Raw genomic sequence first — 19,204 nt, 5'->3', positions numbered from 1 at the left:
AGCATGATGGCCGACGCCGTGAGCGGCACTCGATGCTCGGCGACCGTCGAACTGGTCGATCCCCCGCCGCGCCCGTCCATGCTGATGTGAACGTGTGTCCTGTTCGGCGCGAGGATCGGTAGTCGGTGCAGCACTGCGGCCGATTCGTGGCTTGCGACGGCGTCGGACGATCGCCGCGACAGGGTGCTCAGCACTCTCATCCGATAGCGCTCGTCAGCCGACGCCGCCGCCCACTCCTGACGAGTGATGTACGTGCCGCGGCTGACTCTGACCAGCTCACCCCTGCTCACGAGGCCCCGGAGCGTCGCGTCGGTCACCTCGCTCGTCGAGCGGTGCAGCAGTGTCATGGCACGAGTGTGAGCGACTCGCCGCCGGCCACGCCGTGGTGCCGGCTGCTGCCTGTGGAGCAATCAGAATTGGTCCACAGGTAGTTCCCGCTGGACTTCCGGCTTCCCTCAGTAGTTGCAGTGACCGCGGGAAGACGCAAGGTCAGCGGGAAGGTTCAGTCGAACAATTCCGGCGGCACGGCGGGGTGCTCGACGGTCGGAGGCAGCGTCGCCAGGGCCGAGATGCGCGACAACCCGGCGACCTGCAGCAGATCGACGACGATGGAACGGATCTGCGCCAGCACCACGACTGCGGACAGACCGGCGTCGCGCATGAGTTCCGCCTTGGCACCGACCGCGACGTGTCGCAGCACCCTGGCGGCCTCGGCGCGGTCGGGTTGTTCGCCGGGGTCGGCCAGCATCATGTGCCGCACGACGTCGGTGGCCTGCGCGAGCTTCTCCACCAGGTCGACCAGGCGCGGGTCGAGGATCTCGTCGTCGCGCACCAGGGACAGCGACCGGCGGGCGAGCACCCGGATGTTGCGGACCGCGTTGTCCAGCGGATCGGCCGTCGCGGCCAGTTCCGCGAGCCGTTGCTTGCTGCTCCAGTACAGGGGAGAGATCCGGCTGATCTCGCGCCCGCCCTTGAGGTCGGTGCGCATCGTGTCGATGGCGGGCTGGGTCGCGCGCGCCGCCTTCAGCGCCTGCTCGATCGGGCCGGCGTCGTTGGCCATCAGTCCGTCGGCGACCAACTGCAGCACCCGACCGGCCGTCGCGATGACGGCGCCGGCATCCTTGCGCGCCCGGCGCACCGGGTGGGTAGGTACGACGGCGACGACGGCCAGACCCACGAGCCCGCCGACCAGTGCGTCCACCATGCGGTCGACGCCACCGGAGTTGCCGGGCGGAATCAGCGTCGCCACGAGCACGGCCGACGAACCGGCCTGCATCGGGATGATCGCGCCACCGTCGAGGAACACCGCAGTGGACATCGCCAGGGCGACGACCAGCGCGATCTGCCACGGACCACTGCCGATCCCGGCGATGATCGCATCGCCCACACCGATACCGACCGTCACGCCGACCACCAGTTCGGCCGAGCGGCGCATGCGCGCACCGAGGGACACACCGAGCGAGACGACGGCGGCGATGGGCGCGAAGAACGGGGTGAGGTGACCGACGATGTCGGTGGCCACGAACCACGCCAGGCCGGCGGCCAGCGCGCACTGGATGACGGGCAGGCCCGACACCCTCAACCTGCGTGACGACGCCGCGACACGGGCGCGGCCGCGCTGGCGGAGGCCGAGCTGCGGCCTCGTGAACTGCGGGTAGTCCCGGAAACGGGCCATGAACGCCGGGACGCTCTAGCCGACGCCCAACTGTTCCGCGGCGCGCGGGTCACAATCCTCGAGCAGATCGAGGCAGCGGGCGTACTCGTCGGTCTCGCCGATGGACTGTGCGGCGCGCGCCAGGACGGCGACGCAGCGCAGGAATCCGCGGTTGGGCTCGTGGCTGTACGGAACCGGCCCGAAGCCCTTCCACCCGTTACGACGCAACTGGTCCAGACCGCGGTGGTAGCCCGTTCGCGCGTAGGCGTATGCGGTGATGGTGCGGCCGTCCTCGAGGGCGGCCTCGGCGAGGTAGGCCCACGCCACGGAGGCGGTGGGATGTGCGGCCGCCACCTCTTCGGGGGCGGTGTGGTTCAGCAGAGCGGACTCGGCCTCGTCGTCACCGGGCAGCAACGTGGGCTGGGGACCGAGCAGATCACCGAAGGAAGTCATGTACGACAGTCTCCCACGGAGCGCGCGGGAGACGTCGGCCGCTGGATAAGGTGCACGCGTGTCCCCGGATAACTCGCGCCCCGCCGCACCGCGCCGCATCGAACCGAGCTCTCCGCCGAAGAAGGCGCGCTCCGGGGGTCGCCGACGCGGGCCGTGGATCGCCGCAGCACTCGTCGCGCTGCTGGCCATCGCCGGTGTCGTGGCGTTCGCGCTGACTCGCGGCGGCGCGTCGGCATCGGGGCCGAGCGACGACGAGAAGATCCGCACCTCGATCGACACCTTCACGACGGCATTGCGCGACGGCGACCTGGCCACACTGCGCACCGCGACGTGCGGACCGCTGGCGTCGTTCTACGGGGGAATTTCCGACGCCGATTTCGCCGCGACGCACGACGCGGCTGTCGCCGCCGGGACGGTGCCGGTGGTGGAGAGCGTCGACACCGTGCAGATCACCGAGGCGCAGCCGCCGGATCAGACCACGGCGATCGCTCAGGTGACCGCGCGCACCGAGGGCGCGGAGCCCTCGGCGCGCACGTTCGATCTCGCGCTCGACGGCGAGACCTGGAAGGTCTGCGCCTGAGAGTGATCGTCAGCCTGCGGAGACGCTGCGTCCGGCCGACTTCAGGTCGTTGCACGCCTCGACGACGCGAGCCGACATGCCGGCCTCGGCCTTCTTGAGGTAGCTGCGGGGGTCGTAGACCTTCTTGTTGCCGACTTCGCCGTCGACCTTGAGGACGCCGTCGTAGTTGGAGAAGAAGTGACCGACCATCGGACGCGTGAAGGCGTACTGGGTGTCGGTGTCGACATTCATCTTGACGACGCCGTACTCGAGCGCCTCTTCGATCTCGCTCTTGGCCGAGCCCGATCCGCCGTGGAAGACGAAGTCGAACGGCTTGGATCCGGCTGCCAGACCGAGCTTGTCGGAGGCGACCTTCTGGCCGTCGGCGAGGACGGACGGCTTGAGCTTGACGTTGCCCGGCTTGTAGACGCCGTGGACATTGCCGAAGGTGGCGGCCAGCAGGTAACGCGAACCCGCATCGCCGGCGCCGAGCGCCTCGACGGTCTTGAGGAAGTCCTCGTTCGAGGTGTAGAGCTTGTCGTTGATCTCGGCCTCGACGCCGTCTTCCTCGCCGCCGACCACACCGATCTCGATCTCGAGGATGATGCGCGCAGCGGCAGCCTTGGCCAGCAGATCCTTGGCGATCTCCAGGTTCTCGTCGATCGGCACCGCGGAGCCGTCCCACATGTGCGACTGGAAGAGCGGGTTGCGACCGGCGTCGACACGCTCCTGCGAGATCGCGAGGAGCGGACGCACGTAGGTGTCCAGCTTGTCCTTGGGGCAGTGGTCGGTGTGCAGCGCGATGGTGACGTCGTACTTCGCGGCGACGACGTGCGCGAACTCGGCCAGGGCGACTGCGCCGGTGACCATGTCCTTCACACCGAGGCCGGAACCGAACTCGGCACCGCCGGTAGAGAACTGGATGATGCCGTCACTTCCCGCGTCGGCGAATCCCTTGATCGCGGCGTTGATGGACTCGGAGCCCACGCAGTTGATGGCGGGGAATGCGAACTTGTGTTCCTTGGCGCGGCCGAGCATCTCGGCGTACACCTCGGGAGTTGCGATCGGCACGAAGAAACCTCCACGGTGAGCGAACGGGGCGCCCGTCTGGGCGCGGTCATCTAGCAGTATGTCAACTCTCACCCGGTCTCCGTGCCCCGCCCGCCGTACTCGCGAGTAGCCGTGGTGAGTTGCACTACATCGGAAGAAGTACTCGGAGGCGCCGGTACTGTGGGCGCTTGTGACTACCGTGGCCGCCTCCGTGACCGACCTCGCCCTGCTCCCGGGGTTCCTCGATCCCGTGAACCTGCTGAACTCCTTCGGCACCTGGGTACTGGTCGGCCTGCTGCTGGTGGTCTTCATCGAGTCCGGTCTGCTGTTCCCGCTGCTCCCCGGTGATTCCCTGCTGTTCACGGCCGGTCTGATCGCCGCGTCGAAGAGCGAGGAGATCAAGCCGTTCGCGCCCCTGTGGGTCCTGATGGTGACCATTCCCATCGCCGCGGTGCTCGGCGACCAGGTCGGCTACATCATCGGCAAGAAGGCCGGGACGGGCCTGTTCTCCGACGACGCGCGCTTCCTCAAGAAGCGGTACATCGACGAGTCGCACGCATTCTTCGAGAAGCATGGCCCGATCACCATCTTCCTGGCTCGCTTCGTCCCCATCGTGCGGACGTTCGCGCCGGTCGTGGCGGGCGCATCGGGCATGCGGTACCGCACCTTCTTCATCTACAACGTGGTCGGCGGCATCGTCTGGGGCGCCGGCGTCACCCTGCTCGGCTACCTGCTGGGCCAGATCGCGGTCATCCGCGACAACGTCGACATCATCTTCCTGATCATCGTCGCGGTCTCCGTGCTCCCGATCGCCTGGGAGGTGGGCAAGAGGATCTTCTCCTCACGCCGCACCCCGCTCGGTGAAGCCGTCGACGCGTTCGACGGGACGATCGACGGCAAGATCGAACCCTCCAAGTGGTCCGAGCGCGCGCCTCGTGACACGTCCTCCTGATCGGTCGCCTCGATATGTTTCTTGCTGGTAGCAGCGTGCTCGCCGAGGGCGGGGCGATGCACTTCGTCGAATCCGCCGGACCCGCGCTGGTCTGGCTGATCGTCGTCTCGTTCGTCTTCCTCGAGTGCGCCGTCATCGTCGGGCTCTTCCTGCCCGGTGATTCTCTTCTCATCACCGCGGGCATCGGTCTCGCCGCGCACTCGTCCGGCACCTCCCACGTGTGGGCGCTGTCCGCCGGGGCGTTCGTCGCCGCGATCGCCGGCAACCAGGTCGGCTTCATGATCGGCAAGCGCACAGGCCATCGCCTCGTCGCGCGCAAGAACGGCAAGTACTTCAACACCGAGAACCTGGACAAGGTCAGCCGGTTACTGGAGAAGCACGGCTTCTGGGCCGTGTTGATCGCGCGCTGGATCCCCTGGGTGCGCACGCTGTGCCCGATGGTCGCGGGCGCCGGCGGCATGAACCACCGCCGCTACACCATCGCCAGCACGCTGGGAGCCCTCATCTGGGCACCGGTGCTGCTGCTGGTCGGCTTCTACTTCGGCGCGGTGCTGGACAAGGTGTCGTGGCTGTTCCCGACCGTGCTCACGCTGATGATCGTGTCGATCGTGCTGGGGACCGCCTTCGGTCTGTACCAGTACCGCAAGGAGATGAAGCGACCGATCGAGACCGTCGAGGTCCACGACCTCTAGAGCTCGTGGGCGGCGACGGTGTGCGCAGCCTCCATGAGCATCCAGCCGCCGAGCTGCACGGAGAAGTCACGCTCCGGGACGGACGACGACGTCACCGTTCCCCCGGCGAACCGGGCGATCGACGCCCCGAACGACGGCAGGGTCGCAATCGCCGACCAGTTGCTGCCGAACAGCGGAAGGCCTTCGATGGACAGGCAGTTGTCCCACGCGGCGTCGGCCGAGTCCAGGACGATGTCCGCCGCGATCGAACGGGCTTCCCGATCCTCGTCGGTGTCGCCCGGCAACTGCGTGGCCACGACGGCCAGGTAGCGGGCCAGCACTCCGTTGAAGAGTCCGCCGTCGCCTCCGCCACCGCCGGCGATGACGCCGTCCTCGGTCATGTGATCGCGGACCGCGGCGACGAGTCGGTGCACCCGTTCGCGGTGCTTGTCGTCGCCCAGATGGATCGCGAGTTCCGTCTCCGCACCGAGGACGACGCCCTGGCAGTACGAGTAGAACGGCTTCTCGACGCGACCGTCGGTGTGGATGCCGTCGAAGACGAGGTTCGTGGCCGGATCCACCAGCGTCGCGTCGATCCAGTCGGCCATGGCCTGGGCGCGCCAGAGCTTGCCGGTGCGGGCCAGCAGGACGGCTGCCGGTCCGTTGGCGGGGACGTTGAAGAAGTCGGACTTGGTCGACCAGCGGATTCCGCCGCCGTGCGCCGGGTCCCACGCGTCGAAGAGCTCGCCCTCGAGGGCGGAGATCGCCCCGCGGTTGTCGATGAGGTGGAGTCGCTGCGCTCGTTCGAGGGACAGTCCCAGCCACGCCATGTCGTCGTAGTAGGAATTGGTCCAGCCCGTGATGTTGCGCAGGCGGTGCGTGCGCGCGATGCGACCGAGTCGGCGTCGACGCTTCGCGGTGGGCGCACGCTGCTCGGCGTCGACGACGCAGTCGATGAGGTGCGCCTGCCACCAGTAGTGCCAGCGGAAGAAGAACCGTTCGCGGCGGACCGGTGGCCACGCGACCACTCCCAGTGCGGTTCCGGGGAGACCCCACAATCGTCGGACGTGCCGCGACGTGACGGCCTCCTCTGCGGCGTCCGCCCTGGAGGCCCACGTGTCGTGCATGGTTCGATCTTGCCAGTACGACCCTGGCGGCTTCACCAGGCCAGGCCGGGATCGGCGTGCTGCCTGACCCAGGTGTGCATCGTGATGCCCGCGGCGACGCCGGCGTTGATGCTGCGTGTCGATCCGAACTGGGCGATGGACACCGTCATCGACGCGGCGGCGCGAGCGTCCGGTGTCACTCCGGGACCTTCCTGCCCGAACAGCAGCAGACACTCGCGCGGGAGTACGGCGGTTTCGAGCGGCACGGATCCCGGCACGTTGTCGACGGCGACGACGGTCAGACCGGCCTCGGCGGCGTAGGCCATCAGTTCGCCGACGTCGGCGTGGTGCTCGATGTGTTGATAGCGGTCGGTGACCATCGCACCGCGGCGATTCCACCGACGTCGTCCGACGATGTGCACGACGGCTGCTCCGAACGCATTGGCCGTTCGGACCACGGTGCCGATGTTGGCGTCGTGCGCGAAGTTCTCGATGGCCACGTGCATCGGGTGCCGACGCGTGTCCAGGTCCGCGACGATGGCCTCGCGTGTCCAGTACCGATACGCGTCGACGACGTTGCGCCGGTCCCCCTCGTCGAGAAGTTCGGGATCGTAGCGCGGATCGGTGGGCCGGGGTCCGTCACGCTCGACGTCCCAGGCGGGTGCTCCGCGCGGGTGCTCACCCCACTCGGTGGCACCCGCCTCGTCGCTCCGGTCGCTCTCGGTCAACTCAGGTGTGGGACAGGCGGCGGTTGACCTCGCGGGTCAGCCACACGGGGGAGAAACGCGAGCCCATGGACAGCGCCTTCGACGGGATCCCGACCGGGAAGTGCACCTTGTGGTAGAGCCGCTTCGAGGGCTGGACCGACTTGAAGATGGCGTCGGCGACGTCCTGAGCGGTGAGCTTGACGCCCAGCGATCCGGTGGTGCCGGTCTCGATGCCCTTGGTCATGGCGGTCTGGACGAACAGCGGCCACATCGCCTTGACCGCGATGTCGTGCCGGTGCCACTCGAGGTCGAGTGCCTCGGTGAGTCCGCGGACGGCGAACTTCGTCGCGCCGTACGTCGCGAGCTCGGGCTGGCCGTAGATCGCGGACGCCGAGCACAGGTTCACCACCTGGGCGCCGCGGGTCTTCTTCAGGTACGGGAACGCTTCGAGAAGACCGTTGAGCACGCCTCCGACGTTGATGTCGAACTGCTTGCGGTGCGTCTCGATGGCCTGCTCGGCGAACTGCCCGGCGATCAGGATGCCCGCGTTGTTGATCAACACGTCCAGTCGTCCACCCGCTGCCTCGTCGAACTCCTTCAGCCGCTCGGTGAACTGCGCGGTGTCGGTGACGTCGAGGATTCCGGTGGTGGAGGTCGACCCCTTGGCGGCGATCTCCTTGGCCAGCGAGGCGAGCCCGGTCTCGTCGATGTCGTAGGCACCGACGTGGTAGCCGGCCGCGGCGAACGTCAGGGCGGTAGCGCGTCCGATGCCGGCTGCTGCGCCGGTGATGAAGACAGTAGGTTGAGACATGAGATGAACAGTAAAGGGTCGGGCTGAGCAGCAACAGAGCGGTGAGCAGAAAACTTACTGCCGAGTAGGATCGAGCAGTCGCCCGGAAGGAACCACTGATGAATCACGAACGCATCGGTAGGGCGCTGCTGATCGTCACCGCCGCCTACATCGTCGTCCTGGCGGTCTGGGTGTTCGTCCTGCTCCCCCGATCTCCGGACGGAACCGTGCCGTACCAGATCGCCGGTCTGGTCGCCGGATTCGGCGCAGCGCTGGGACTCGCGATGATGGTCGCCGGCCGTCCCACCGCCGAGGACCGTCGACTCCTCCGCGATGGAGTCGAGGGGTGGGCTGTCATCGAGGACGTGCGCACGGTGGGTACCGCGACCGCTCCGATGACCGAGGTGGACGTCGTCATCACGGTTCCGGGTTCCGACAGCTATCCCGGACTGGTGCGACGACGCGAACCGTCGTCCACGTTCGAGGTGGGTGCGACGATCCCGGTGAGGGTCGATCCGGCCGATCGCACGAGGATATGGATGTGACCGGCGCCCTCGACAGAGTCCACACCGTCGTCCACACACCCGTCGGCGACCTCACCCTCGTCCGGACCGGGTCGGCGCTCGCGGGCGTCTACTTTCCCGAGCACAAGCCCGCCCCGGCGGTCGGACGGTTGGGACTCGGATCCAGTGAGGGCTTCGAGGAGATCACGACCCAGTTGTCGGAGTACTTCGCCGGTGACCGACGTCTGTTCGGGTTGACCCTCGACCCCGTGGGAACGGAGTTCCAGCAGTCGGTGTGGGCCGCGCTGCGCACCATCCCGTACGGCGAGACCTGGACGTACTCCGACCTGGCACGGGCGATCGGGCGGCCGACGTCGGTACGGGCGGTCGCGTCCGCGAATGCTCGCAACCCGCTGTCGATCGTCGTGCCGTGTCACCGCGTCATCGGAATGTCGGGCAGCCTCACCGGTTTCGCCGGTGGTGTGGAGCGCAAACGTCTGCTCCTCGATCTCGAGTCCGGTTCTCCTACCCTCTTCGGCTGACGGTCAGCGAGTCGACGAGCGCGTACTGCGCGGCGATGTAGGTCGTCAGCACCACCGCTTCCAGCGCCGTCCGGGTGCGGTCGTCGGAGATCACGCGCCGGGCCAGGACCAGCGCGTCGGAGACGGTGAAGAGCGTCGACCCGACGACGGCGCGCGTATCCCCGTCGGCGCCCAGTACCGACATCGTGCCCAGCGCGATTCCGTAGGCCATCGACACCGGCGCGACGGTCGGCGAGCGTCTCGTGGCGACGACCGCGCCGACAGCCCATCCGAGTACGCGCGGTACGACGTCGGCACGGTGTGGCCGGGAGCCGTTGCGGTACAGCAGGATCGACCAGCAGCCCTGCATCACCGCGAACGACGACGCGCCGAGGGTGAACCGTCGGTCGTCGTCGGGGTCGATCATCGCGATGTCGCCGAGGGTCGCGGCTCCGAGGCCGAGAGCGAGCAGCGGTTGCCGGTGCGCCCCGGACCGCACGGCCAGGATCGGCATCAACAACGGCTTGGCGACGGCATGGAGACGCGCCCGGTGGGTGGCGGCGCCGACCACGGTGGCGACGGCAGCGGCGGCGTAGGCGGCATCGGCGTAGGCCGCATCGGTGAGGCGCATCACGACACCGTAGCCAGTCGACCACTGGATTTCGATAGTTAGCCAATGTAACGTTATGGACGTGCAGACAGTTGCTACCGACGAACTCCGAATACTGCTCTCCGAGCTGGTCACGTCGACGTCCCGCTTCACCCGGCTCGCCGCCTCGGTGTCGCCGACCGATCACCCCCGGACGTGGTCACGCGCCCTCTCCCTGCTCGACGAGTACGGCGCCATCCGCGTGAGCGAGTTCGCCCGCCTCGACCGGTGCTCGCAGCCGTCCGCGACAGCATTGCTGCGCACGCTGGGCGACCAGGGCCTCGTCACGCGCACCTCCGATCCGACGGATTCTCGCGCGGTGGTCGTCGCGATCTCGGAGTCGGGTCGGACGTGGCTCGCCGAGTCGCGACGTGCCATCGGCGACGGACTGCTGCAACACCTGCATCGACCTGATCCAGCCCAGCTCCGCAGGATCGTCGAGGGCCTCGACGATCTGCGATCGGTACTCAAGAACACCGCACGAGAGGAACAGTCGTGACATCGACGACAGACAGGACCGCCGAGTCCACCGAGCAGCCCAGCCTTCTGCAGCAGCCGAAGGCCGTCTGGGCAGTCGCCTTCGCGAGCGTCATCGCGTTCATGGGCATCGGCCTGGTCGATCCCATCCTCAAGCCCATCGGCGAGCAGCTGGACGCCACACCGTCGCAGGTGTCGCTGCTCTTCACCTCCTACATGTTGGTCACCGGTGTCGCGATGCTGGTCACCGGCGTCGTGTCGTCGCGCTTCGGGCCGAAGAAGACGTTGCTGGCCGGATTGGCGATCATCATCGTCTTCGCCGCACTCGCCGGCTCGTCGAGCACGATCGCCCAGATCGTCGGATTCCGCGCCGGCTGGGGGCTCGGCAATGCCCTGTTCATCGCCACGGCCCTCGCCACCATCGTCGGTGCCGCCAGCGGCGGAGTCGCCCGCGCGATCATCCTGTACGAGGCCGCTCTGGGTATCGGCATCGCGACCGGGCCGCTGGTAGGCGGAGTTCTCGGCAGCATCAGCTGGCGTGGACCGTTCTTCGGCGTCGCCGTGCTCATGGCCGTGGCCGTGGTGTTGCTCGTCGTCATGCTGCCCGAGGGCGAGAAGCCCACGCATCGAACCTCTCTCGCAGATCCGTTCCGCGCACTGCGCCACCGCGGACTGCTCACCGTCGGCATCACCGCGCTGCTCTACAACTACGGCTTCTTCACGCTTCTCGCGTACACCCCGTTCCCTCTAGACCTGGGGACCTATGCCATCGGCTTCATCTTCTTCGGCTGGGGACTCGCCCTGGCGGTGGCATCGGTGTTCGTCGCACCTCGTCTGCAGCGCCGGTTCGGCACGCTGAACATGATGATGCTGGCGCTCCTGCTGTTCGCCGTGGACCTCGCCGCGATGGCGCTGTTCACCGAGAACAAGACGGTGCTGATCGTGTGCGTCGTGCTCGCCGGGTTGTTCCTCGGCGTCAACAACACGCTCATCACCGAGACCGTCATGATCTCCGCACCGGTCGAGCGGTCCACTGCGTCCGCGGCGTACAGCTTCGTCCGATTCGCCGGTGGTGCGGCAGCGCCCTACCTTGCCGGCAAGCTCGGCGAATCCAACGTTCACGTCCCGTTCTGGGTGGGTGCTGCCTGCACGTTCGTGGCCATCGGCGTCCTGGCGACCGGCCGGAAGGTGCTTGCTCACGTCGACGATCACGACCCTGCACCGCACAGCGTCGACGAGGCGACAGCGCTCACCGTCGGCGACTGACAGCAACTGTTTCCGATGGGGAAGTAATCGAATTGCCACTTGCAGAGCGAACCGTCGGGTAGGTTTCCTACCGGGTCGGGGGACCGAACACCGCACCAGTGTTCTCTCGTTCGGCGGTGAACCGCCGAATATCCACGACCCCAGGATGGTTCGCATGTCGGAAAAGTCGATCGTCAGGTTTCGTCGGAAACGCCTCGTCGCCGCGAGTGCAGCCCTCGCCGTCTCCCTCGCCCTCGCTGCGCCGGCCGTAGCGGTCGCGCAGCCCGGGACGGGTTCGGGCGAGTCCTCGGAATCCTCCGATGCGCCCGCTCCCCCCGTCGGCGAGGAGGGCACCGAGACCGCGCCGGAGCAGCAGGCGCCCGCCGGCGAAGTTCCGGTCGACCCCGCACCCGTCGCTCCCGCACCCGTTGTGGTCGACCCGGCCCCTCCCGTTCAGGGAATCGCCCCGGCGGTAGTCCCCGAGGCCCCCTCGACCGTGCGACCCCTCCCCCAGATCACCGGGGCCGTCGTCGTCGACGAGCAGGGCAACACCACCATCACCGTCGACGTCATTCCGCAGCTGTCCGACGCCGAGAAGAAGGCCCTCGAGGACGCCGCCAAGGCATCCAAGGCTGCTGCCGAGGCATCCGCGATCGCACGGGCGGAGTACGACGAGGCGATGGCGAACTTCACCGATGCGAACGACGCGGCTACCAAGGCCGACGTCGACGCCAAGAAGGCCGCGCTCGACGCGACGACGTCTGCGGAGAACGCGGCGAAGGCGCGTGCGGAAGCGCTCGTGGCCTCCGGTCTGGCCAAGAAGGCCGACGCAGACGCCACGAAGGCGAAGGATGCGGAGAAAGCCGCAGCCGACAAGGCAACCGCCGCGGCCGCCGACTTCGAGAAGGCCGACACCGCCGCCAAGGATCTCGAAGCGAAGGCCGCAGCGTCGGGGTCCGCCGAGGACAACGCCGCCGCTGCCGCCGCACGCCTGGACGCGACGACGAAGCAGGCCGCTGCCGACAAGGCTCGTGCTGACGCCGAGACCGCCGCTGCAGAGGCGCGGGATGCGGCAGCTGCGGTCGCCGCAGCCTTCGAGACACGCAAGGCCGCCGACATCGCGAAGGCGCTGTCGGCTGCGCGCCAGAAGGCGGCCGACCTCGCTGCCAGCGTCGTGAAGGCCGCGTCGGCGCAGGTGGCGGCCACCCGCGCCGCCGAGCTGGCGACGCAACTGGAAGCGATCGCCGCAGACGCCACGACGGCCGACGACGCCGCCGTGGCCGCCGCCGCGAAAGCCCGGTCCGACGCCGATGCACTGAAGGCGACCGCGGATGCAGCTCGGGCCGAGTCCGAGAAGGCAGCTGCGGCAGCAGCCACCGCGGCAACCGATCAGACCAGTGCTCAGGCCGCGGCCGATGCCGCCGAGAAGAAGGCGCTGGACGCCGAGGCGGCCGCTACCAAGGCAGCGGAAGCGTCGACTCAGGCGGCTGCGGCAGCCGAGAAGGCGAAGACCGATCTGGCGGCCGCGAAGACCGCGGCGGCCGAGGCGAAGACCGCCGCGGACGCTGCCAAGACTGCCGCCGATACGGCAGCGAAGGCGGACGCCGACCTGAAGGCGAAGGCAGCCGAGCTCGCCGCGAGCGGCCCGAAGTTCACCATCACGATCAAGCTCGGTGACACCGTCGCCACCGATGTGCCCGTGACCGAGGTGGACGACACCACGGTGTCGGTCGACGAGACCGGGACCGAGCTGATCGGTGTCTTCGACGGAGACGCGGCCGACGGTGCCACCTTCGAGACCGTCGACTACTTCACCACCGACGACGCGGGCAACACGGTCGTCGCCGGCTCGTTGCCCGCTGTCGATCTGGCACTGGGCGACTCGGGCAGCGGTGAGGGCTCCGGTGGATCCGCAGCAGTTCCCGCGCTTCTGGGCGGCGCCGCCGTTCTCGGTGCGGCCGCGGTCGGCGGTGTGGTGTTCATGCGTCGCCGCGCGTCCGACGATGCGTCGGAGTAGACACACTGCGCTCCTGGCGTCGGCCCTGGTGGTCGGCGCCGCACTGACCGGGTGCGGGGCGGACACGTCGGTGTCCGCCCCCGCCCGGTCTGCCGTGTCTTCCCAGCTGGCCGCCGAGCCGTCGTCCGTCATCGCGCCGGCTCCACCGAATCTGGTCGAGTTGCGCACTCCCGACGGCGCCACGTACCTGAGCGCGGAGATGTATCCCGATCCGATCGTCCGGGGCGGCTCGACCGGTCAGGAGCTCAATCCCGCGGACGAGCGTCCGGCGTGGTGGGGCGAGAGCGGAATGCCCGGCACCGAGACGGCCGAGACGGTGGTCGTGGCCGGTCACAACTACTCGACGCGCGTCGCTCCCTTCCGCGCGCTGGAAGCCGTCGCACCCGACGACACGGTTCTCCTCAGGACTCCGAACGGCGTGCTGTCCTATCGCGTGCAGACGGTCGGGCCATTGCCTAAAGGGTCGCTGCTGGGTGACGACGAGCTCCGGGCGCAGGTCCCGGGCCGACTGATCCTGGCCAACTGCGACGTCCGGAACGGCGAGCCGACCGCGGACAACTACGTGGTGGTTGCGCAGCTCAACAGCGGAAAGTGAGTCACAACAGTCACATACACCACATGAACATCGGCTGCACCAAAGGTCACACTTCGATGACGAAGCAAAATCCGAGTAAAGAGATGGGCGGACCGGAAGGTACGTTCTGTTCGTCGGGGGACGCGCACACCATTCTCACGCTTCTCGGGTTCGGCATTCACTGTCGATTCCTGTGATCGAAAGGCCATTCATGTCGGAAAAGTCCATCGTTCGCGCCCGGAAGACCCGCCTCGCCGCGGCCGGCGCCGTGCTCGCGGTATCTCTCGCCGTTGCCGCACCGTCCGTCGCACTCGCCCAGGACACACCGGGTGACAGCTCCGAGAGCAGCGAATCGGCGACGACCACCACCGAGGCTCCTGCGCCGTCGAGCACCGAGGAAGCTCCGGCAGCCGGGGACCCGTCCACCTCGACCACCGTGCCGACCACGGCTCCGCCCGCCCGTCCGCTGCCGCAGGTGACCGGATCCGTCGTCGTCGACGACGAGGGCAACTCGTCCATCAAGATCGACATCGACGCGAAGCTGACCGAGGACGAGAAGAAGGCACTGCAGGTAGCCAAGGACGCCACCAAGGCCGCCGTCGACGCCATCAAGAAGGCGCAGGCATTCCTCGACGACGCCATCGCCGCAGCGCAGGGCGGCGACGCCGCTGCCGAGGCCGAGGTCGACGAGGCGAAGGCCGAGCTCGAGGCATCGAAGGCCGAGGAATCCGCGTCGGTCGCCGAGCAGGAGAGCATCGTCGCCGCGGGCGTCGCCGCCAAGGCCAAGGAAGACGCCGACGCCGCGGAAGCTGCAGCGGCACAGACGAAGACGGACGCCGACAAGGCACAGGCCGAGGCGGACGCCGCCAAGGACAAGGCCGACGAGACCGAGGGCGACACCGCCGCCGACCCTACCGAAGCCGAGGCAGCTCGTGCGGACGCCGTCGCGAAGGCAGAGGCTGCAGCCGCAGCGCGCACCGCTGCAGAAGAAGCAGCCAAGGCCGCCGAGGACTCCCTGAAGGCCGTCGGCTACGCTGTCGCGACTCTCGACGCCGCCAAGGTCACCACCGCCATCCAGTCCGCGTACGCCCGCGCCTCGACGCTCTTCGCCGCCGTCGTGAAGGCCGCGACGACGCAGGTGGCCGCCACGGTCGCCGAGGAGAACGCGAAGCGGCTCGAAGCAGCCGGTGGCGCCGAGGCGGCAGCAGCAGCCGAGGCCGCCGCAGCAGCGAAGGCCGAGGCCGAGGCAGCTGCGAAGGATGCCGCGGACAAGAAGGCCGCCGACGAGGCTGCCGCGGAGAACGCCGCCAAGGAGACCGTCACGCTCGAGGTCGGCGACGAGACGAAGGAGGACGTCGAGGTTGCGGCCATCGACAGCACCACCGTCGAGGTGACCGCGTCGGGCGTCCGTCTGATCGGCTTCTACGTCGACGGACCGACCCGCACGTTCAAGGTCGTCGACTACTTCACCGACGACGAGAAGGGCAACGTCATCGTCGCGGGCGAGCTGCCCGAGATCTCGCTGGTGTCGTCCGAGACCGGCCTCGCCGCACCCGCGAGCGAGGAGGACGGCGGAACGTCGACCGTCGCCATCGGCGCCGGCGTCGCGCTGGTCGCGGCAGCAGGCGTCGGCGGTGCGGTCGCGCTGTCGCGTCGCAAGAAGTCGAACTCCTGACACACCCCGAGTAGCGGCGGGGGCTCCTGAGATACTGGTGGAACCATCTCACCTCAGGAGCCCCCATCATGCCGACACTCGCCTACGTGATCGCTGGATCGGAAGCCACCGGAGGCGCCGGAATCCAGGCCGACCTGAAGACTTTCGAACGTCTCGGTGTCTACGGCGTCGGCACCATCACGTGCATCGTCTCGTTCGACCCGAAAGCCGACTGGGGCCACCGTTTCGTCCCTGTCGACGGCGCCGTCATCGCCGATCAGATCGAGGCGGCCACGGCCGCCCACTCGCTCGACGTGGTCAAGATCGGGATGCTCGGGACACCGGGTACCGTTGCGACCGTTGCCGATTCACTGCGACAGCAGCCGTGGCGCCACATCGTGGTCGACCCGGTTCTGATCTGCAAGGGCCAGGAGCCCGGCGCCGCACTGGACACCGACAACGCCCTGCGCGCCGACATCCTGCCGCTGGCCACCGTGGTCACCCCCAACTTGCTCGAGGCGCAGACCCTCTCGGGCATGGAGTCCCTCGAGACCGTCGAGGACCTGGGCGAGGCAGCGCGCCGTATCGCCGATCTCGGCCCCCGCTACGTGGTGGTCAAGGGTGGCGCGGGCCTGCCCGGCGACGAGGCCGTCGACGTGCTGTTCGACGGTGAGGACGTCACGGTGTTCCGTGCGCCGAAGATCGGCAACGAGCGCGTGTCGGGAGCCGGGTGCACATTCGCGGCGGCTATCACCGCGGAGCTGGCCAAGGGCGCATCGGTCCACGACGCCGTGGCGACGGCGAAGGACTTCGCGCACGCCGGCATCGTCGGTCGGATCACCACCGCCGCACCCTTCACAGCAGTCGGCTGGCAGTAACCGTCAGAGACCGAGGTCCGCGAGCCCGAGCAGCGAGCGGTATTCGAGACCCTCGGCGGCGATGACGGCGTCGGCTCCGGTGGCGCGGTCGACCACCGTGGCGACGCCGACCACGGTCGCGCCGGCGTCACGGAGTGCTGCGACGGCCGTGAGCGGTGAGTTGCCGGTCGTGGTGGTGTCCTCGACGACCAGCACACGCTTGCCGACGATGTCGGGGCCCTCGATCTGCCGCTGCATCCCGTGCGCCTTGGCGGCCTTGCGGACGACGAAGGCGTCGATCTCACGACCGGGCGCGTGCATCACGGCCATCGCCACGGGGTCGGCGCCCATGGTGAGTCCGCCGACCGCGTCGAAGTCCCAGTCCTGGACGAGTTCTCGCATGAGTCGACCGATCAGGGCCCCGGCGCGGTGGTGGAGCGTCGCGCGGCGGAGATCGACGTAGTAGTCGGCTTCCTTGCCGGACGACAGGGTCACCTTGCCGTGCACCACGGCCAGATCGCGGACGAGCTCGGCCAGTTCGGACTTCTCGGTAGCGCTCACGCAGAAGAACTTAGCGGGTCGCTCGCTGCGGTGTCCTCACGGCGGGCACGTGCGGTCCCTCGCCGGACATGTCCACGGTCTCGGCGAACAGGTCGGGCGCACGGACGCCGAGAGTGCGCACGATCGGACGCGAGAGAGGCGACCCCGCGAGGGACCGGAGAATCGACGCCTGAGTGTTGTAGACGCGGACCGCGCCTGCGATCCGGTGCTCGATGTGATCGAGTTCCGTTGCGGGAGCAGCGAAGTCCCAGCCGGTCGGTCCACTCGCGCGCCCCTCGAACACCACGTCGTGCAGCGCGACGGACAGTCCGTTCTCGGCGGCGGCGCGATCACCGAGCTCGGAACGACGGTCCCGCATCATCGCGGACCAGGACCGCGCTCCGACCAGTTGGTTGACCGCAGCCCTGTCGATCTCGGCGTCGACAGCGGCGCGCACCAGGTCGGGGATCACCGCGCGGCGGCGATCCAGCTCGATCTCGAGCAAGTGCAATCCGGCCGCCACGGTGTCGGCGGATCGACGTGTCCGACGCACGACGGACATGATCCACACGATGCCGATGATCATCAGGAACGCCACCAGGGCCACAACAGTCACACTGGAAACATAGCGACGTCGCGCCTCACCGTCGACCCGAGGTCGAGGGTTGGCGCGCCGCCGACAGGCCTATGTTCGACCGCGAGCGCTGCCTACCAGCGACGCTGCGCGACGGGCGATGGAACGAGGCACCAGACGCGTCACCGAAGTCAGTGATTTGTACTGAAGCCCCGGAATGCTCAGGACCGTGTTCTTGTCGAGGTCCTTCAACGACGCATCCACCACCTGATCCACGGACAGGTACATGAACTTCGGGATCGTCGACATCTCGATGCCCGCGCGCTCGTGGAATTCGGTCCGCACGAAGCCGGGGCACAGAGCCTGGATGCGCACGCCCGTTCCTGCCAGACCACCGGCGAGGCCTTCACTGAACGACACCACGTACGCCTTGGACGCCGAGTAGGTGGATCCGCGGCCGGACAGGAGACCGGCCACGCTCGCGACGTTGACGACGGTGCCCGAGGCCGCGGCGATCATCGACGGCAGCGCGGCCCGCGTGAACTGCATGACGGCCGTGACATTGACGTCGAGCTGGCGCTGAAGTGCCGCCGGATCCGCCGTCCAGAATTCGCCGGACGTTCCGAACCCGGCGTTGTTGACCAGTACCTCGACGCCCTGTTCCAGACGCTCGACGACCATCGCGCGTCCGCTGTCGGTAGACAGGTCGGCCGAGAGGATCTCCGACGACGTGCCGTAGGCGTCGGTCAGTTCCTGTGCCAGCGCCTCGAGGCGCGCGGTGTCCCGAGCGACCAGGACGAGATCGTGGCCACGGGCGGCGAGTCTGCGGGCGTATCCCCCGCCGATTCCGGACGTGGGGCCAGTGACGAGGGCGATGGGCCGCGTCGTGCGCGGCGTCGGAGACGACATGCGGACGAGACTAGCCGGTGAGCTTCCTCACCCGACAGGGTGGCTGACGAATTCGTCAGTTCTCGGCGCGGGGCGTCGTCCGACGGCGGGACGGCGGCAGGACATGAAGAAGGCCCGAGAGCCGCGTGACAGTGTCGATCGCGGCGTCCCAATCACGTCCCGCACTCCCCATGGGCACCGTCCCCAGCGTCCATTCACCTTCGCTCCACAGCAGCTGGACCACGTCGGGAACCGAGTGCGTGAAGGCGACCATCCGCTGGTCACAGACCCGGCGAGCCACATCGAGATCGGTCGCGAAGATGATGCGCGGCCCCAACGACCCGAGCAACTGCATATCGGCGTCCTTGGGAGGCGGTGTCGTCCTGGACCGCAGATCGATGTCCACGTCCGACCCCACCTCGCGTCGAACCGCGATGACCGTCGCTGCGTCCTCGAGGTCGAAGAGAACGAACTCCTCGCCGCGCCGGACACCCTCGACCACGTCCACGGCACCGAGGAATTCCTGGTTCGCCATCACCGCACGACCGAAGGTCGCCGGGAGGTCGCGATCGGCCGCAACGTAGTGGTAGCCCTGGGCTTTCGCCCAGATCTGGCGCACGCGTCCCTGCTGCCCGCGACGGGCACGGTCGATGTACAGCAGAGCCACCGCACCCAGAAGTGCGATCAGAGCAAGGCCGAACCACATCGCTGTCATCGCCCTCCACTGTACTTTTCCCGCGCGCGGCACAAGGATCCGCCCCGC

Annotated in this window: 22 protein-coding genes; 11 read left to right on the top strand and 11 right to left on the bottom strand. The window is 68.3% G+C overall.

Translation table 11 applies throughout. The features are described 5' to 3' along the window. Positions 1–502 precede the first annotated feature (502 nt). Both AC0IX4_RS02070 and AC0IX4_RS02065 read right to left on the bottom strand, forming a co-directional pair. Positions 503–1,675: an FUSC family protein gene (locus AC0IX4_RS02070; RefSeq protein ID WP_082042991.1), complete on the bottom strand. Its 1,173-nt coding sequence runs from the start codon at positions 1,673–1,675 to the stop codon at positions 503–505. A 15-nt stretch (positions 1,676–1,690) separates the two neighbouring features. Continuing rightward, positions 1,691–2,107, bottom strand: coding sequence for a DUF3151 domain-containing protein (locus tag AC0IX4_RS02065; protein WP_042574155.1), 417 nt, complete (start codon positions 2,105–2,107; stop codon positions 1,691–1,693). 58 nt (positions 2,108–2,165) lie between these two features. On the opposite strand from AC0IX4_RS02065, the gene AC0IX4_RS02060 reads away from it, so the two are divergent. Then, positions 2,166–2,687 carry an Rv0361 family membrane protein gene (locus AC0IX4_RS02060; protein ID WP_471827850.1) on the top strand — a complete coding sequence of 174 codons (522 nt, stop codon included), beginning with the start codon at positions 2,166–2,168 and terminating at the stop codon, positions 2,685–2,687. Positions 2,688–2,696: 9 nt separating this feature from the next. Here the strand turns inward: AC0IX4_RS02060 and fbaA are convergent, their stop codons facing one another. Then, on the bottom strand, positions 2,697–3,737 hold the full coding sequence (gene fbaA, locus AC0IX4_RS02055) for a class II fructose-bisphosphate aldolase (protein WP_042574156.1): 1,041 nt from the start codon (positions 3,735–3,737) through the stop codon (positions 2,697–2,699). Between the two features lie 169 nt (positions 3,738–3,906). On the opposite strand from fbaA, the gene AC0IX4_RS02050 reads away from it, so the two are divergent. Together AC0IX4_RS02050 and AC0IX4_RS02045 are read left to right on the top strand one after the other, a co-directional pair. Next, positions 3,907–4,668, top strand: a complete 762-nt coding sequence (locus tag AC0IX4_RS02050; RefSeq protein WP_471827849.1) for a VTT domain-containing protein — start codon at positions 3,907–3,909, stop codon at positions 4,666–4,668. A gap of 14 nt (positions 4,669–4,682) precedes the next feature. Then, a complete protein-coding gene (locus AC0IX4_RS02045) occupies positions 4,683–5,360 on the top strand; it encodes a DedA family protein (protein ID WP_082518211.1) in 678 nt (225 codons plus the stop codon). Here the strand turns inward: AC0IX4_RS02045 and AC0IX4_RS02040 are convergent. From AC0IX4_RS02040 to AC0IX4_RS02030, 3 genes are read right to left on the bottom strand one after another with little or no spacing between them, the layout of a single operon-like run. Next, positions 5,357–6,466 carry a glycoside hydrolase family 76 protein gene (locus AC0IX4_RS02040; protein ID WP_471827848.1) on the bottom strand — a complete coding sequence of 370 codons (1,110 nt, stop codon included), beginning with the start codon at positions 6,464–6,466 and terminating at the stop codon, positions 5,357–5,359. The genes AC0IX4_RS02045 and AC0IX4_RS02040 overlap by 4 nt on opposite strands. A gap of 32 nt (positions 6,467–6,498) precedes the next feature. Further along, positions 6,499–7,173 (bottom strand): TrmH family RNA methyltransferase, encoded by a 675-nt coding sequence (locus AC0IX4_RS02035; RefSeq protein ID WP_471827847.1) that lies wholly within the window; start codon positions 7,171–7,173, stop codon positions 6,499–6,501. Between the two features lies 1 nt (position 7,174). Next, complete coding sequence (locus AC0IX4_RS02030) at positions 7,175–7,963, bottom strand: SDR family oxidoreductase (RefSeq protein WP_042574160.1); 789 nt, start codon at positions 7,961–7,963, stop codon at positions 7,175–7,177. 98 nt (positions 7,964–8,061) lie between these two features. On the opposite strand from AC0IX4_RS02030, the gene AC0IX4_RS02025 reads away from it, so the two are divergent. Then, complete coding sequence (locus AC0IX4_RS02025) at positions 8,062–8,487, top strand: hypothetical protein (protein WP_471827846.1); 426 nt, start codon at positions 8,062–8,064, stop codon at positions 8,485–8,487. After that, on the top strand, positions 8,484–8,987 hold the full coding sequence (locus tag AC0IX4_RS02020) for a methylated-DNA--[protein]-cysteine S-methyltransferase (protein WP_471827845.1): 504 nt from the start codon (positions 8,484–8,486) through the stop codon (positions 8,985–8,987). The genes AC0IX4_RS02025 and AC0IX4_RS02020 overlap by 4 nt, the downstream gene beginning before the upstream one ends. Here AC0IX4_RS02020 and AC0IX4_RS02015 read toward each other — a convergent pair. Further along, on the bottom strand, positions 8,971–9,597 hold the full coding sequence (locus tag AC0IX4_RS02015; protein WP_471827844.1) for a lysoplasmalogenase: 627 nt from the start codon (positions 9,595–9,597) through the stop codon (positions 8,971–8,973). The two genes, AC0IX4_RS02020 and AC0IX4_RS02015, sit on opposite strands and share 17 nt — an antisense overlap. A gap of 55 nt (positions 9,598–9,652) precedes the next feature. Here AC0IX4_RS02015 and AC0IX4_RS02010 point away from each other — a divergent pair, with 55 nt between their 5' ends. The 6 genes from AC0IX4_RS02010 (at position 9,653) to thiD (ending at position 16,460) form a co-directional block, all read left to right on the top strand. Next, complete coding sequence (locus AC0IX4_RS02010) at positions 9,653–10,114, top strand: MarR family winged helix-turn-helix transcriptional regulator (protein ID WP_471827843.1); 462 nt, start codon at positions 9,653–9,655, stop codon at positions 10,112–10,114. Continuing rightward, positions 10,111–11,358: an MFS transporter gene (locus AC0IX4_RS02005; protein WP_042574165.1), complete on the top strand. Its 1,248-nt coding sequence runs from the start codon at positions 10,111–10,113 to the stop codon at positions 11,356–11,358. The genes AC0IX4_RS02010 and AC0IX4_RS02005 overlap by 4 nt, the downstream gene beginning before the upstream one ends. Positions 11,359–11,512: 154 nt before the next feature. After that, the gene (locus AC0IX4_RS02000) at positions 11,513–13,354 is read left to right on the top strand and encodes a hypothetical protein (protein ID WP_471827842.1); all 1,842 of its coding nucleotides are present in this window, start codon (positions 11,513–11,515) and stop codon (positions 13,352–13,354) included. Beyond that, positions 13,341–13,949 (top strand): class F sortase, encoded by a 609-nt coding sequence (locus AC0IX4_RS01995; protein ID WP_471827841.1) that lies wholly within the window; start codon positions 13,341–13,343, stop codon positions 13,947–13,949. Before AC0IX4_RS02000 ends, AC0IX4_RS01995 begins: the two co-directional genes overlap by 14 nt. A 190-nt stretch (positions 13,950–14,139) precedes the next feature. Continuing rightward, the gene (locus tag AC0IX4_RS01990; RefSeq protein WP_471827840.1) at positions 14,140–15,603 is read left to right on the top strand and encodes a hypothetical protein; all 1,464 of its coding nucleotides are present in this window, start codon (positions 14,140–14,142) and stop codon (positions 15,601–15,603) included. Between the two features lie 68 nt (positions 15,604–15,671). Beyond that, the gene (gene thiD, locus AC0IX4_RS01985) at positions 15,672–16,460 is read left to right on the top strand and encodes a bifunctional hydroxymethylpyrimidine kinase/phosphomethylpyrimidine kinase (RefSeq protein WP_471827839.1); all 789 of its coding nucleotides are present in this window, start codon (positions 15,672–15,674) and stop codon (positions 16,458–16,460) included. Between the two features lie 3 nt (positions 16,461–16,463). Here the strand turns inward: thiD and pyrE are convergent, their stop codons facing one another. From pyrE to AC0IX4_RS01965, 4 genes are all read right to left on the bottom strand, one after another. After that, the gene (gene pyrE, locus AC0IX4_RS01980; RefSeq protein WP_042574170.1) at positions 16,464–17,000 is read right to left on the bottom strand and encodes an orotate phosphoribosyltransferase; all 537 of its coding nucleotides are present in this window, start codon (positions 16,998–17,000) and stop codon (positions 16,464–16,466) included. A gap of 10 nt (positions 17,001–17,010) precedes the next feature. Continuing rightward, positions 17,011–17,595, bottom strand: a complete 585-nt coding sequence (locus tag AC0IX4_RS01975; protein WP_042574171.1) for a hypothetical protein — start codon at positions 17,593–17,595, stop codon at positions 17,011–17,013. 69 nt (positions 17,596–17,664) lie between these two features. Beyond that, entirely contained in the window at positions 17,665–18,462 is a 798-nt protein-coding gene (locus AC0IX4_RS01970) for an SDR family NAD(P)-dependent oxidoreductase (protein WP_056071676.1), read from the bottom strand. 55 nt (positions 18,463–18,517) lie between these two features. Next, positions 18,518–19,147 carry a type III secretion system chaperone family protein gene (locus AC0IX4_RS01965; RefSeq protein ID WP_471828324.1) on the bottom strand — a complete coding sequence of 210 codons (630 nt, stop codon included), beginning with the start codon at positions 19,145–19,147 and terminating at the stop codon, positions 18,518–18,520. Between the last annotated feature and the right edge of the window lie 57 nt (positions 19,148–19,204).

It is taken from the genome of Rhodococcus sp. AC861, from assembly GCF_979256035.1.
Note: the sequence above shows the minus strand (reverse complement) of the source record. Positions and strands in the feature narration are given on the sequence as shown.

What these genes read in the sequence shown, in the direction of transcription:
- AC0IX4_RS02070 (WP_082042991.1), bottom strand. Translation starts at nt 1,675, where the DNA reads ATGGCCCGTTTCCGGGACTACCCGCAGTTCACGAGGCCGCAGCTCGGC.
- AC0IX4_RS02065 (WP_042574155.1), bottom strand. Translation starts at nt 2,107, where the DNA reads ATGACTTCCTTCGGTGATCTGCTCGGTCCCCAGCCCACGTTGCTGCCC.
- AC0IX4_RS02045 (WP_082518211.1), top strand. Translation starts at nt 4,683, where the DNA reads ATGTTTCTTGCTGGTAGCAGCGTGCTCGCCGAGGGCGGGGCGATGCAC.
- AC0IX4_RS02040 (WP_471827848.1), bottom strand. Translation starts at nt 6,466, where the DNA reads ATGCACGACACGTGGGCCTCCAGGGCGGACGCCGCAGAGGAGGCCGTC.
- AC0IX4_RS02030 (WP_042574160.1), bottom strand. Translation starts at nt 7,963, where the DNA reads ATGTCTCAACCTACTGTCTTCATCACCGGCGCAGCAGCCGGCATCGGA.
- AC0IX4_RS02025 (WP_471827846.1), top strand. Translation starts at nt 8,062, where the DNA reads ATGAATCACGAACGCATCGGTAGGGCGCTGCTGATCGTCACCGCCGCC.
- AC0IX4_RS02015 (WP_471827844.1), bottom strand. Translation starts at nt 9,597, where the DNA reads ATGCGCCTCACCGATGCGGCCTACGCCGATGCCGCCTACGCCGCCGCT.
- AC0IX4_RS02010 (WP_471827843.1), top strand. Translation starts at nt 9,653, where the DNA reads ATGGACGTGCAGACAGTTGCTACCGACGAACTCCGAATACTGCTCTCC.
- AC0IX4_RS02000 (WP_471827842.1), top strand. Translation starts at nt 11,513, where the DNA reads ATGTCGGAAAAGTCGATCGTCAGGTTTCGTCGGAAACGCCTCGTCGCC.
- AC0IX4_RS01995 (WP_471827841.1), top strand. Translation starts at nt 13,341, where the DNA reads ATGCGTCGGAGTAGACACACTGCGCTCCTGGCGTCGGCCCTGGTGGTC.
- AC0IX4_RS01990 (WP_471827840.1), top strand. Translation starts at nt 14,140, where the DNA reads ATGTCGGAAAAGTCCATCGTTCGCGCCCGGAAGACCCGCCTCGCCGCG.
- thiD (WP_471827839.1), top strand. Translation starts at nt 15,672, where the DNA reads ATGCCGACACTCGCCTACGTGATCGCTGGATCGGAAGCCACCGGAGGC.
- AC0IX4_RS01970 (WP_056071676.1), bottom strand. Translation starts at nt 18,462, where the DNA reads ATGTCGTCTCCGACGCCGCGCACGACGCGGCCCATCGCCCTCGTCACT.
- AC0IX4_RS01965 (WP_471828324.1), bottom strand. Translation starts at nt 19,147, where the DNA reads ATGTGGTTCGGCCTTGCTCTGATCGCACTTCTGGGTGCGGTGGCTCTG.